The 11,876-nt window shown below is 62.6% G+C and carries 16 protein-coding genes; 7 read left to right on the forward strand and 9 right to left on the reverse strand.

Annotated elements, in window-relative coordinates; genetic code table 11:
* Nucleotides 1-2: 2 nt before the first annotated feature.
* Entirely contained in the window at nucleotides 3-344 is a 342-nt protein-coding gene (locus tag CK489_RS29165) for a hypothetical protein (protein ID WP_143278263.1), read from the reverse strand.
* Between the two features lie 29 nt (nucleotides 345-373).
* On the opposite strand from CK489_RS29165, the gene CK489_RS41505 reads away from it, so the two are divergent.
* A complete protein-coding gene (locus CK489_RS41505) occupies nucleotides 374-514 on the forward strand; it encodes a hypothetical protein (RefSeq protein ID WP_158226520.1) in 141 nt (46 codons plus the stop codon).
* On the opposite strand, the gene CK489_RS29170 is transcribed toward CK489_RS41505, so the two are convergent.
* The 3 genes from CK489_RS29170 to CK489_RS29180 are packed head-to-tail and all read right to left on the reverse strand — an operon-like array spanning nucleotide 501 to nucleotide 2,638.
* Nucleotides 501-716, reverse strand: coding sequence for a hypothetical protein (locus CK489_RS29170; protein WP_095734784.1), 216 nt, complete (start codon nucleotides 714-716; stop codon nucleotides 501-503). The two genes, CK489_RS41505 and CK489_RS29170, sit on opposite strands and share 14 nt — an antisense overlap.
* Before the next feature lie 4 nt (nucleotides 717-720).
* Nucleotides 721-1,998, reverse strand: a complete 1,278-nt coding sequence (locus CK489_RS29175) for a DNA-packaging protein (protein WP_095734785.1) — start codon at nucleotides 1,996-1,998, stop codon at nucleotides 721-723.
* Entirely contained in the window at nucleotides 1,988-2,638 is a 651-nt protein-coding gene (locus CK489_RS29180; protein ID WP_143278264.1) for a hypothetical protein, read from the reverse strand. Before CK489_RS29180 ends, CK489_RS29175 begins: the two co-directional genes overlap by 11 nt.
* A 346-nt stretch (nucleotides 2,639-2,984) precedes the next feature.
* Between CK489_RS29180 and CK489_RS29185 the strand changes: the two genes are divergently transcribed.
* A complete protein-coding gene (locus CK489_RS29185; protein WP_095734787.1) occupies nucleotides 2,985-3,179 on the forward strand; it encodes a hypothetical protein in 195 nt (64 codons plus the stop codon).
* 176 nt (nucleotides 3,180-3,355) lie between these two features.
* Here the strand turns inward: CK489_RS29185 and CK489_RS29190 are convergent, their stop codons facing one another.
* The 3 genes from CK489_RS29190 to CK489_RS29205 form a co-directional block, all read right to left on the reverse strand.
* On the reverse strand, nucleotides 3,356-3,979 hold the full coding sequence (locus CK489_RS29190) for a recombinase family protein (RefSeq protein ID WP_095734788.1): 624 nt from the start codon (nucleotides 3,977-3,979) through the stop codon (nucleotides 3,356-3,358).
* Between the two features lie 456 nt (nucleotides 3,980-4,435).
* Entirely contained in the window at nucleotides 4,436-4,639 is a 204-nt protein-coding gene (locus CK489_RS29195) for a hypothetical protein (protein ID WP_095734789.1), read from the reverse strand.
* Nucleotides 4,640-5,254: 615 nt separating this feature from the next.
* Nucleotides 5,255-5,992, reverse strand: coding sequence for a hypothetical protein (locus tag CK489_RS29205; protein WP_095734791.1), 738 nt, complete (start codon nucleotides 5,990-5,992; stop codon nucleotides 5,255-5,257).
* A gap of 706 nt (nucleotides 5,993-6,698) precedes the next feature.
* Here CK489_RS29205 and CK489_RS29210 point away from each other — a divergent pair.
* The 4 genes from CK489_RS29210 to CK489_RS29220 all read left to right on the forward strand — a co-directional run bounded on the left by CK489_RS29210 (nucleotide 6,699) and on the right by CK489_RS29220 (nucleotide 9,948).
* A complete protein-coding gene (locus CK489_RS29210; RefSeq protein ID WP_245350539.1) occupies nucleotides 6,699-7,940 on the forward strand; it encodes a glycosyltransferase family 87 protein in 1,242 nt (413 codons plus the stop codon).
* A 271-nt stretch (nucleotides 7,941-8,211) separates the two neighbouring features.
* A complete protein-coding gene (locus CK489_RS42680; RefSeq protein WP_283807315.1) occupies nucleotides 8,212-8,346 on the forward strand; it encodes a hypothetical protein in 135 nt (44 codons plus the stop codon).
* 330 nt (nucleotides 8,347-8,676) lie between these two features.
* Entirely contained in the window at nucleotides 8,677-9,144 is a 468-nt protein-coding gene (locus tag CK489_RS29215) for a DUF992 domain-containing protein (RefSeq protein WP_244485941.1), read from the forward strand.
* 507 nt (nucleotides 9,145-9,651) lie between these two features.
* A complete protein-coding gene (locus CK489_RS29220; protein ID WP_050626447.1) occupies nucleotides 9,652-9,948 on the forward strand; it encodes an OapC/ArvC family zinc-ribbon domain-containing protein in 297 nt (98 codons plus the stop codon).
* A gap of 298 nt (nucleotides 9,949-10,246) precedes the next feature.
* On the opposite strand, the gene CK489_RS29230 is transcribed toward CK489_RS29220, so the two are convergent.
* Nucleotides 10,247-10,660 carry an SRPBCC family protein gene (locus CK489_RS29230; protein WP_050626445.1) on the reverse strand — a complete coding sequence of 138 codons (414 nt, stop codon included), beginning with the start codon at nucleotides 10,658-10,660 and terminating at the stop codon, nucleotides 10,247-10,249.
* A 256-nt stretch (nucleotides 10,661-10,916) separates the two neighbouring features.
* Between CK489_RS29230 and CK489_RS29235 the strand changes: the two genes are divergently transcribed.
* Nucleotides 10,917-11,222: a hypothetical protein gene (locus CK489_RS29235; protein ID WP_095734793.1), complete on the forward strand. Its 306-nt coding sequence runs from the start codon at nucleotides 10,917-10,919 to the stop codon at nucleotides 11,220-11,222.
* Nucleotides 11,223-11,236: 14 nt separating this feature from the next.
* On the opposite strand, the gene CK489_RS29240 is transcribed toward CK489_RS29235, so the two are convergent.
* Nucleotides 11,237-11,872, reverse strand: coding sequence for a 2-dehydro-3-deoxy-6-phosphogalactonate aldolase (locus CK489_RS29240; RefSeq protein ID WP_095734794.1), 636 nt, complete (start codon nucleotides 11,870-11,872; stop codon nucleotides 11,237-11,239).
* Nucleotides 11,873-11,876 lie beyond the last annotated feature (4 nt).

Here is an 11,876-nt window from a genome sequence, read left to right on the forward strand (position 1 = left end):
CCTTACGCTGAAAGAATTGTGTCCCACTGCCCCGGCGCGCAGCAGAAGAATTTCACCGCTTTGCCGGCGGCAAGGGCGAACGGGGTCGTGTTTGAGTTGCCGTTGATCGAGTCCAGAATTCCGGACATCGGGGCGCTCGCCGTGGGGTTGGCGAATACGTTCATCGAATTGGAGCCGGCGTTCTTGATTGTATATTGCAGGCTGCCGCCCGCGTTCGGCAGCACGGCCGAGTCTCCGGCGGTCGCGACGGTGGTGAAGCGCGAAAATGTCCGAGTGATTGGCGTCGCGGTGGCCTGGGCACCGCCAGGATTTGCGGTCAAACCAGATTGGTAAGAACTGTCCATGTCTATCCTTCTTCGTTTGCGAGTTCGCGTTGCGCCGCCGCGAGCTGATCGCGGGCTTCGGCGACGATCCTCATTTCATCGGGATTGCCGAGTTCGGCGCGGAACGAGTGCCTCGCTATGACGGCTTCGAGGTCGGCGATGCGGGGGCGGATGGTTTCAGAAGTCATTGAATCGCCTGCGGTGGGCCGCGAGCCATTCCCGCTGCTCGCCTGCGGTCATCTCGGCGGCCTTCCGATCTGTCGGTGTCGGGCCGGGCCGCGCGCCGCGCTTCAAATCGGCGAGCAGTGCCTCTGCGGCCTCCGGTGGAAGATCCTTCGCCTGCTTCGTTAGGTGCACAGAATCGATAAAGGCTTGCACGTCTTGGGGTTTCATCGGACTACCTTCCCATGTAGTTGACTTTAATGAATCTCGCCGGCTCGGGAGCACCAACCATCAATTCCGTCAACGCCCAGACGAGCGCATCGAGGCGGTCGGGTGAAAAGCCGGCGCTGCTGCGGTCGAAGTCGCTGGTAAACGACGTGAGTTGATCTTCAAGCGCAGTGAAGGTCCCGACGTGGTGCACCTTGCGCTGCTCGTAGAGAGCGCTGACGGGCTCGGCCCTGGTGACTTTGCCGCGCGAGGCGTGCACTTTCTTGATCGATGCGTTGCGATCCTGCACCCGCAGCGTCTCTTCGGCCATCGCGCCGCCCTGGTTTGCCTCGATCACGATGCGATCGGCCTTGAATTGCCGATACGCGGTGACGGCCTTGGCCGCCCATTCGTGGGGAGCGCATCGTCCGGACAGGTCTGCAAGGACGTAGCCGTCGCCGTTCTGGCCAAGGGCCGCGACGACGATGCCGGTCTCGTCAGAGCCTTCGTTGTTCGAAACGGCGGGATCGACGGCGACGACAATGCGGCACAGATCCTCTGGCGCCTTGCTCACACGGTCACGGTCGAGCCACTCGAGCTGCCAGAGCGCGCCGGGCACATCGTTCAGTAGCTCGGCATTGAGCTCCTGACGCCCGAGGCGCGTTCCTTCATACCTCTTACGGATCGCCTCGAGGAACGGGCCAGCCAGATTCGCGGAGTTGTCGAACGTTGAACCACGAACGGTCACCACGTCCTGCCGGGCCAGCAGCTCACGTAACAGCTTGATCGGCTTCGGCGTGGTCGTGACGAGCCATCTCGGATGGCGACCGAGGCGTAGGCCGAACATAAGCATATCCCAGGCAGCGCTCGCGGAGTTCCAGGCGCCGAGTTCGTCGCACCAAGCAAGATCATGCTGCGGACCACGCAGGCGATCAGCCTCCTCGCTCGAGAATGTCGAGGCAATCGCACCATTGGGCCACGTCAAACGGCGCTTGGAGGGCTCATAGGTTGGTCTGCACCATGGAGAGGATACCGCGAGCAGGCCCGCCGGGCCCTCGACCATAACGTCGCGGGCATCGGCCGCTGTCGGAGCGACAAGCGCGATGTGCCGGGCCAGTTTGGCCTCGACGCACTCTCGCACCCACTCAGCGCCTGTGCGCGTCTTGCCAAAGCCGCGGCCGGCCATGAGCAGCCAGCCGTTCCAATCGCCGGGCGGCGGCAACTGCTCGGGCCTCGCCGTGAGGCGCCAGTTGTTCTGCAATGCGGCGGCGAGCTGCCCATAGATTGTGGGCGAATTAGGCTGCATCGACGTGCGCCTCCAGCGGCTTGGCATCGATCAGGGGCGCGCCATTTGAAACGGGCGCCGCCTTGGCTTCGAGTTGCTGCAGGCCCTCCACGACACGCGCGAGGGCCTCTGGATAGGGCTGGAGCGTCCGGATGAGCATTCCTTGAAGGTCGGCGAAGATCGGGCTGTTGACGAAGTTCGTGGTGTTGTTGATCGTGATGTTTCGGGCGGCCAACGCGCCCATTTCGCCGGTGATGCCGGCGATCTGCCGCAAGGTCTCATTCAGAGTCCGAGCGATGTTGGCTGTGCCGTTCCGGTCGTTGACCGAGGCGGCGAGCTGGAGCTGCTGGATCAACGTCGACCGGATCAGGGACAGGTAGTCGAGGACGTTCAGCCCCTCAGCGGCGGCCTTCTGGGCCAACTCCTTTAGGGGAACTTGCGCGAGATAGTCGGCCCGCTGATCATCGCTGAGATGCCCGCCGGCCTCGACGGGCCGGCAGTGCCTGTGGACGGCATCACGCGAGACGCCGTACTTGGCGGCGATGCTGTCGAGGGTCGCGCCGGCAATCCGCGTCGCTTCGATCAGAGAGCGGTGCTCATGCACACAAACGGTGCACGGCGTTCCTTTTCGCTTGGATAGGTGATGTCGACGCGCAGTCAAAGGGCAGCTCCAGAGGTACTGGATGCCGTGCCCTGACCGTCAAGATCCGATAGCGCGGATGGATGAAAAGTTCGCCCTGGGCGCCGTGGCCCCGATGACGACGCGCACAGTATGCGCAAAAACCCGTTGCGAGTCAATAACTATTCTACAAACCGATATTTCTCGCATGGATCATGCATAGATCTAGCATTCGACGCACGTTTCCCGGTCTCCGGAAGGCCCTAGGGAGGGCCAGGAAGGCGCGCTGAACGGCAATGGGGTTGCAGCGACCGGCCCGGCGAGCGCGCCTGGTGGCCTCCCCAGCTGGGTTACGGATAAGCCCGCAATCGCGCTGGCGAGGCCGCCTATGCGCTGCTATTCGGCTTCGGCCGGCTCGATCGCGGCCAACGCTACGCTGGGGCTGGCGCTCAAGGGCCATCAGATGTTTGTCGATTTTGTCCTGGGACTGGGCGCCGCGGCCTCTCTCTTTCTCGCCACAGCGGTCGTCGCCGTTGATCGCGACGCCGTGAAGCGTCACGTTGACGAGCACGACGCGACCTGATCGCATCAGATCAGGATCGAGGCGGTTGGCTGGCCTTGTCGCCAGCCGGCGCTTCGTTTGCCGCCATTGACTCAACGATCTCTAGAACACGGCGCGTGTGGCAGGATCGAGCGAACGGAATAGCCGCAGAAGGCGGAACAGCTCCGCGGCGTCGTGGGCGTGGCGCGCCTTCGTCATCAGGCGGCCTTGGGCGCGCGCTTGGCGATCTTCGCGATGGTGGCACGACTGCAGCCGGTGGCTTGTTGTATCGCGCTGTAGGACGTGCCTGCGGCCAGCATGGTGGCAATGCGCGTGTTGCGGCGCTTGTTCTCAGGGCGGCCAACATACTTGCCCTCGGCCTTCGCCTTGGCTTGGCCCTGCATCTGGCGACGGCGGCGATCTTCGTAATCCTTGCGGGCGATCGCGGCGAGCATGTCCAGCAGCATGCCGTTGATGGCATCGAACATGCGCTGAGTGAAGTCGTCGACCTTGCCCGTAGCCATGGTCCAACTTGTCGGAAGATCCAACGCGACGACTCGGACCTTACGGGTCGCTAGCTCGGCCTTGAGGCGTTCCCAGTCCACAGCGCCGAGGCGGGACAAGCGGTCGACCTGTTCGATCAGAAGCACGTCACCCGGGTGTGCATCGGCCAGCAGCCGAAACAGTTCCGGCCTCGCCAACTTGGCGCCGGACTCGTTTTCGATGTACCACGCGGCAATCTGCATGCCGCGATCGGCCGCAAATGCCTCAACCTGGGCTCGGGCACGGCTGGCATCTTGTTCGTCGGTGCTGGCGCGGAGATAAGCTCGAATGAAGCACATTGGAAACCTCGTCAGTTCACTAAGTTGGTTCCTATATTATCGGTTCACTTAGGGCTGTCAATGGATTTTGTGAACCAGTCTGAGGGCTGGTTTCGATAGAGCATACCCTATCTGAACTAGTAGGTGACGGGTCCGGCATGCATTGTTAGTACGCCAGCGTGCGCGGAGGGGGACCCATGAATCCCATAAAGCAAGTACCGACCGAGGCAGTCGTCGCGGTCGCACTGTTAGTGTTGTTCACGCTCGCGGTCGTGTACGGCGCCGTGCCGTAAAGGCTTGGGAAGAGATCCGACGGCGCGGTGAGCGAGGTCGGGCCGAAAAAGTCCAGACGCGCGCGACCCGTGCAGCGGTAGCGGGCAGCTCGCGCGACAGGCATGGACACGGCGTCGCGCACACAGGAGCGCCGGCCAAGGCGGCGAGGCCTTGATGAGTTCGTCGTGCTGTATAGGCCGCCCCTTAGGCAGGCCCGATTTTCTCTTTCAGCTTGCGCTTAATCCGCCGATTAATCAGCATTTCGGCACGACGCCTTGCCAGCTCAGGCAAGCGCGTGCGCGCGGTGTGGTTAGCTACCTCTCCGTCCATCTCAATAGTGATCTCGAAGCGATCGTCATGCCGGCGCTTCAAGGTGAATGGGACGTCCCTGTGAGTGAAGGTTGTCATAGGCGTGCTTTACGGCATTGGGCTGTACCAAACTACGAGCGCGAATATCACCAACAAGGCGACGAGAATGATCGCTTCGCTTGTGGGGATTTGCCTCATGGGCCGCCCCGTCGTCGGCAACCGGCGTCCCGCCCAAAATGGCATGTCGGCAATCGAGCCGTCACCTACCAGAAATCGCGCCGTGGGGGCCACACCGGAGTCGCCCGGAATCGCCTTCCCAGCAGTTTTGGATTACTCACCGCGCATCGAATGGGCCAGGATTTTGCTCTCCCTCCTGGTGCACGGTGCCAGCGCCGTCCGCGTGTATTTTAAGCGGGCGGCGTTGTGCTATCCGGCTGGCTCGATCCCCTTCCCTACATCGTAAAAATGAGCCTCTCGCCACATGCTGGCTGCGCGGCGGGTGAGCGCTTGCGCGAACCTCATGCGCCGACAGGCGCCCCGCCGGGGCTAGCGGTGTGAGGGGGCGACTGAGGGGTGGGTCATGCGGTGCTGCACCTGCGCTTGTCGGAGCGGCTGCGCCGGCCTTCGGCGTGCGCGCCTTCGTCGCGCAATCCTCGCGATAGATCTGGATCAATTTCTTCTTTGAAATCAATACCCGCGTCACGCTTAATTCCGTCACTTCCTATATATATTTATGTCCGGTGACGCATTTTTCCGTGACGCGCGGTATCGCCTTGAGCGCTCGGCGTCCTGAGCCTTGATGCGCGTCGTCCTTTCCTCGGGCGACAGTCCCAAGTGCGGTCGCCCACGCTTTTTGCCGGTGCTGCTCCCGGCCCGGCGCTTACGTTGGCACTCAGCGTTCTTCTCGCGTCGCAACGCCCCCCGGATCTCGTAGTTGATATCGTCGCAGGCGCCAATGAAGCGCAGCTTGAGGTTCGTGCGGTCGCGCACTGTGACATTCAGCACCGTCGCGCTCTGATCGTCGGACCAGCGTTTGTTGGAAGTGCGCGTTCCAGCGACGATCGCGTCGAGTTCGGTCGGCTTCAGCCATGGCGCCCATTTGCGACACCAGTTCCGAACCGAGCGCTCCTGATTGGTCATCGCCGCCATGAATGCATGATCGGCTCCCCATCGAAGTATTTTCAGGCCTCTGGCGCTCCTCGGCAGTGTGTCCCAGCCGCGATTGGCAAACAGCCGTTTCGCATCTTTAAGCCTGCCGCGGGCTCGCAGGATGCCGATGTTGAGGTCCGCTTGCGGCTCGGCCTCGATGATGCCAGGCCGATGCATCAGCTCGAGGTCATAGGCGGACACCGGTACCTGTTCGGCGATGTGCGTCGGCAAGTCTACGGCCAGGGGCCACGAAACTTTTTCGTTGCGCTTCAGCGCCGGTTCGCGCATAAATGATGCGTCCATGGTTCGATCTCTCTCGTAGTGTGGATGCGCCGGGTGGTGCCGGCGTGGTGATGCAGAAAAGAATTCAGCGCCCTCGGCTTCGCGGCCGGGGGCGTTGCTCGTTAGGGCCCGGAGATCCGTTCGGGGAAGTATTCAGTTGGAGGGCCGCGGCGGGGCATCGTCTCTTGTCGGGCGGTTCGGCCTCAAGATCCCTCACCGCCTCCGCAAATCGTCGGGTCGGAAATGGCCCCCTTGCCTCAACCAGTCCAATCTCAAAAAGCCCGTCATCACGTTGGACGATTTGGCCGAAAGCCGGTGAGCCACACCCGATAATAGCCTTTACCAACCAATCCCAACCATTGGTCTGGTGAGCCTGCCTAAGTCGTTGCTTCGATAGTAGGTACCCGTCCTGCCGGGATCGCCAGTTCATTTTCCCACTCCAAACTTCCCAGCAGGTTGCGATGGGTTTTGGCTCACCGGGCCACGTGAGCCAGTGGCTGTTCCCGAAACGGGCTTCGCGCCATCAACACCGTAGTCCCGTAAAATCACGACCGGGACAGGACCAAGGCAGCTGGGCCTTGGCTGGTTAGGTTAAGAACAGAACATCGTTGCTGCATCGCCGATTGCCGGGATAAACCCTAGCGTGGCGTTTGAATATTTTTGAACATTGCCTGATGGCGACACCGATTTTAGCCGCGCGAACTATTTTTCAGAAGCATCCTTGGTCATGACCGGTCCGTTGAAAAAGACTCTGAACTGGGATGTTTCAGCGGGGGACGACCCGGCGCTGGCAGTTGCCTGCGCTATCCTGTTGGCCCTCACACTCCTTGCCGCAGCACTGTTCGTCAGTGGCAGCAGCCGCCCCGGAATTGACTTTTCGTGTTTCTGGGGCGCGGGCACGATGGCGCTCGAGGGGCACGCGGCGACCGCCTATGATTGGCAGCAACTGCGTCAGCTGCTCATCCAGCTGCAGCCGATCACTCACGCCCCCTATTCTTACGATCAGACGCCGGTGCCGTATTTCTATCCGCCGGTCTTCTTCCTGGTTCTGGCGCCCCTCGCGCTGCTGCCATTCTGGATCGCGTTCGGGGTTTGGAGCGCGGCAAAGCTGCTGTGCTGGCTGCTTGTTGTTCATGCAATCCGGCCGCGTTCCGCCGCAATGCTGCTTGCGCTCGCCGCGCCGCCGGTCTTCTTTGATTTCATTGCCGGCCAAAGTGCGCTGCTCGCGGCCTCGCTGCTGGGTGGCATCCTGCTGACATTGGACAGGCGCCCGCTCCTGAGCGGCTTCCTGCTCGCGCTGCTCATCTTCAAGCCGCAATACGGCGTTCTGCTTCCTTTCGTGCTGATCGCAACGAAGCGGTGGAGCGTTTTCTTCACAGCCAGCCTCGTGGCGCCGGCCCTCATCCTGGTCACGGGCGTCATCTTCGGCTGGGATACTTTCAAGGGATTTCATGAGGCAGCAACCTTCGCGGCAACGCAGTTTCACCTCAGCGGTGCGCTGCCCTGGTATAAATTGCAAAGCAACTACGGCCTGTTTCGGTCTGCGGGCCTCGGTTACGGACCGGCGATGTCGTTGCACATCGCCATCGCGTGGGCCTGTGCGATCTGGGTGCTGATCATGTGGCGCCGCCGCGTCAGCTCCGCAGTGCAGGCCGCAAGCCTGCTTGCCGCAACGCCGCTCATTTCTCCTTATTTCGCGATCTACGACATGCCGATCCTGGCGATCGCGTTGGCCTTTCTCATGAACGCCAACATGGACGAGGGGATCGCGCCAGGCTCCAATCGTGGTGTGTTCCGGATCGGCGTCGGCATTGTATTCATCTTGGGATACGCATTCCCGCTGGTGTTGTGGCCGGTTGGCCCGTTCATGTGCGCGAGCGTGATCGCAATCATCCTGATGAGATACCGGTATCGCGCGGCGAGCGCGGCCAGCCCAGCCGCACCGCTTCGAAAGCCGGCGAGCGTTTGAGGCGCGCATCCGGGCCGCGCAGAAAACGCCATGTCGCGCGATGACGCCCTGAATCGATTCGTTCCTGCCCGTAGCGCCGCCGCCCCTCGATGAAGCCATTTTCCGGACGCCACGAAGCCGGCCGGAAACAAACCCGGCGTAGCGTCCCAATATTGGACCAAAGGGGATTCGGTCATGTGGGATTTCATCAACGAATTGTATCGGGATTTTTGCCTGGCTCGCCTGCAGGAGATGCGGAAGCTCGAGCATCACATCTGAGCGGGCGCAGAACATGGACAACGATCGGCCGCTGGCCGGAGCCATCGTCACTGCGATGGTGATCGCGGCGGTGGTCTGGGCCACTATCGGACCTCCGCCCGTGCACAAGAAGGTCAATGGCCAGCCCCAGACGGTCGCCAGACGTTAGTCCCCGTAAGACTCCGGGGCATTCGAACCTTGGCGCTGGTCGTGCAGACAGATCATGACTGGGATTGCGGGCCCAGATTGGAACAGGGCGCCGTCGGGACACGATATTTCGAGCCCGGCGGCGTAGTTTTTCAGACAGGGCAAACCTGCGCGCAGCACTCTGCGGCCGGGTGGTCGGCTGCGCTTGTGCGCGGGATGTAGTCCGCAGCTCCGCCGGATCGCGCGTGAGGGCCCGTCGCGCCGGCGCCAAGCAAGCCCCGCTTCTAAAACTCTCTTAACCACAAGCGAGGACCGCGGGCGCAATCGTGGACCGATTGCGCATCGATCGGCGTTGTACAGCACCATGCGTACAACGCGTCATTGGGTCGTGCTTGCGATCTGTGGTGCGGCAGCTCTCGCCGCGTCCATCGCATCCGCCGAGGCACAACAGGTGCAGGCCGGAACGCTCGCGTGCCGCGGCGGCCCCGATACCGGTTTCATCCTGGGCCCCGTGACCAATCTCGACTGTGTACTGCACGTCGACAGCGCGCCGGACCGCCGCTATGTCGCGGCCATTCGCGACCTCGGTGTTTTCATCGGCGATCAGGAGGTCACGCTGACCTGGAAGGTGATGGCGCCGGTGCCGTGGCTCGGCCCCGATGATCTCGCCGGCAGCTATACGCATGCCAGCGGCGCCGGCGACAATGTTCTTGCCGGCGGCACGAACGCCACGCTCGCGTTGCATCCGCTGGATGACAAGGATCCCGCTACCCTTCCGCTGAAAATCGAGAACCTGGAGATCCGTCCGACGGATCACTGATCGTGGCTCGAGCCGCGTGCCGGCGGCCAAAATGCACAACGCCGTCCGCTTGAAATATACGCGGACGGCGCTGCTCCTAGCCCCAGGAAGGTGATGCAAAATCCTGACGCCCTAAGTCTGCACGTTCTGTGCCAGGCATCATGGCCCATATGGGCTATTTAGCTGCAGAGAAACGAAGGTAGGGTAAGTGTCGAGGCGCTGGTGACGGTGCCTCACGACCAAAGTGTCAACTTGGCCTCGGCGTGGCCCACGCGCTGAGGCCTTTTCTTTTGATGTTCACGGTCTGCTCTGAAGTCGCGTCCTGTTCTTTATCATTCAGCGCACGAGTGCTTCCGTAGTTCTCCGTGCGTGAACAAAGTTCCGGCAGCGCTTGCGCGACCCGACGCATTCGGTTCGTGACATTCCGCGATGATTTGCGGCGCGCTTCGTCTCGTGATTTCCTGATCCGGAATTGCCTTCTGCAAAGTATTGTAAGCGTGCGCCGATCGCCGATACTTCAGGACCGCTATGGAAGATTCCGTCCAGATCCGTTGCACCCGCTGCAAGAATGTCTTCCGCGATCGCGCCAAGCGGCTGCAGAACGGTTACTCGCGTCAATGTCCGAGCTGCGAGATCGTCCTGTTCTTCGACGAGGACTCACACGATGCAAACATCAAGCGAGCGATGCGAACCGCGCGCCGCGCACGCAAGGAACTGCGTGAAAGCGAAGGCGTGAGCACGAGAAGGGCGGCGGGCGTTCCCCGACAATACAGCGGGCGCTCGGCATCGAACTCGCGGGGAATTGAAGACGACAGCGACGATTGAATCTGCGCGGCGGGCTATCGAACTATCCTCCGCCGCGGCCGGCATTCTCCGAGGCACGGTCGAGCCATTGGCGGGTCGCCTCGTCGCTCCAGCCAGGAACCGCGAAGCGCGCCGACGGCGTCACATCCGCAGGCGCGCGAACGGTTGCGGGTTGCCGTGGATGAGCGTGACGCCGTGGCGCCGCGTCCGCGGACGCGGTCAGCATGACCAACAGACCAAGTGGCAAAACAAAGCGCATCGCATTTGCTCCTGATCATCATCCCGATCGCGCCGAGACGGCTACCCTCCAGTGGTCGGATCAGGACCGCCGCTTTGCCTCGACGTAGCGCTTGAAATTATCCAGGATCGCCTGCCAGCCGCCGCGCTGCTGTTCGACCGAATGGGTATCCTCGCTATCGAAGCTGACCTGCACCTTGACGCTGCCGGCCTCGGGCGTGAATGCAACCTGCGCAGTGCGATCGCCGAACGAATATTCGAGCAGCTGCGGCGCCTCGACCCTGGTGTAGGTGCCGGCGAAATCGAACCCCATGCTGCCGTCCTTGGCTTCCATCCGCGACGAGAACGCGCCACCGGCGCGCAGGTCCACGGTCGCAGCAGTGGTGTGCCAATCGTCGGAAGCCGCGTTCCACTGCTTGATGTCGTCGGGCGTCGTGTAGGCACGCCAGACATCGCCGATCGGCGCGGCGACGATTGTTTCAACGGCAATCCTCATAAGCGTTCCTCGTCGTCATTGCATGAAGTGGATGCGCCCCTGGCGCCCGGCCGGGACGGCCGATTGCGGCCACTTTACTAGGGCCATCCGCGATGTTCCACAAATGCTCCGCCACTGGATAGCGCCGGCCCGGGCCGCCGGGAGCAGGATACGGCGCGGATACCGTTCAGCGAACCGGACGGTTTGTGGCCGGCACAAGAATTTCGTCAGGAATGACCGTGTATGGAGGACGGGTCCAACGCCCGGAGAGGACGTCATGCGGAACCTGAATACTGTGCTGAGCAAGCTGAACGACCGCCTGCTGCGGCTGGAGGGTGAGCTGTTCGTGCTGCGATCGATCGCGCGCGCCGCCCTCACCGCCGGCGACGAATCCGCCGTCCGCACCCGCAAACTGCTCGAGGGCGCCAAGCTCGCGCTGTCGGACGAAGCCGCGCGGCCACTGGACGCCGCGACCGAGAAATACGTCGCGGCCGCGATCGCGATGGTTGAAGAGCTGCTCGAAAATCCGCGCGAGGCGGCGCCGCTGTTCAGGGTGATCGATGGCGGCAAGCGCGACGAATAGCCCGCCATCGAGAGCTAGTTCGCGCCCTGCACGGCCCTGTCATACGCCTCGATCGTCAGCCTTGCTCTGGCGGCAACGTCGGCAGCCGTCATGCCCGGCTTGTAGAGGCTGCCGCCCAGACCGAACGCGCGAATGCCGGCCTTCACATACTCCGCGAAATTCTGGTCCGAGACGCCACCGACGGCGGCGATCATCGCATTCGCCGGCAGCACGGCGCGGATCGCCGAGATGCCGGAGGCGCCGAGCACGCTCGCCGGGAAGAATTTCAAGCCCGAAGCGCCGGCGCGCGCGGCGAGCAGCGCTTCGGTCGGCGAGAACACACCGGGCATCGTGACCATCGCATAATCGTGGGCCCGCCTCAGCACGTCGACATCGACGTTCGGCGACACCATGAGGCGCCCGCCGGCGTCATGGAGACGATCGACGTCCGAGGCTGACAGCACCGTGCCGGCGCCGATCAGGACATCGGCGGGCGCGCGCTTCGCCGCGATCTCGATCGAGCGGAACGGCTCGGGCGAGTTCAGCGGAATCTCGATCGCGGTCATGTCAGCCTCGATCAGCGCGCTCACGATGCCCAGGGCCTCGTCCGGCTTGACGCCGCGCAGGATCGCGACCAGCGGACGCTTCATCGGCGGAAACGGAATGCTCATGCCT

The sequence above is a fragment of the Bradyrhizobium sp. UFLA03-84 genome (genome assembly GCF_002289535.1).
GTDB classification, from domain to species: Bacteria; Pseudomonadota; Alphaproteobacteria; order Rhizobiales; family Xanthobacteraceae; genus Bradyrhizobium; species Bradyrhizobium viridifuturi.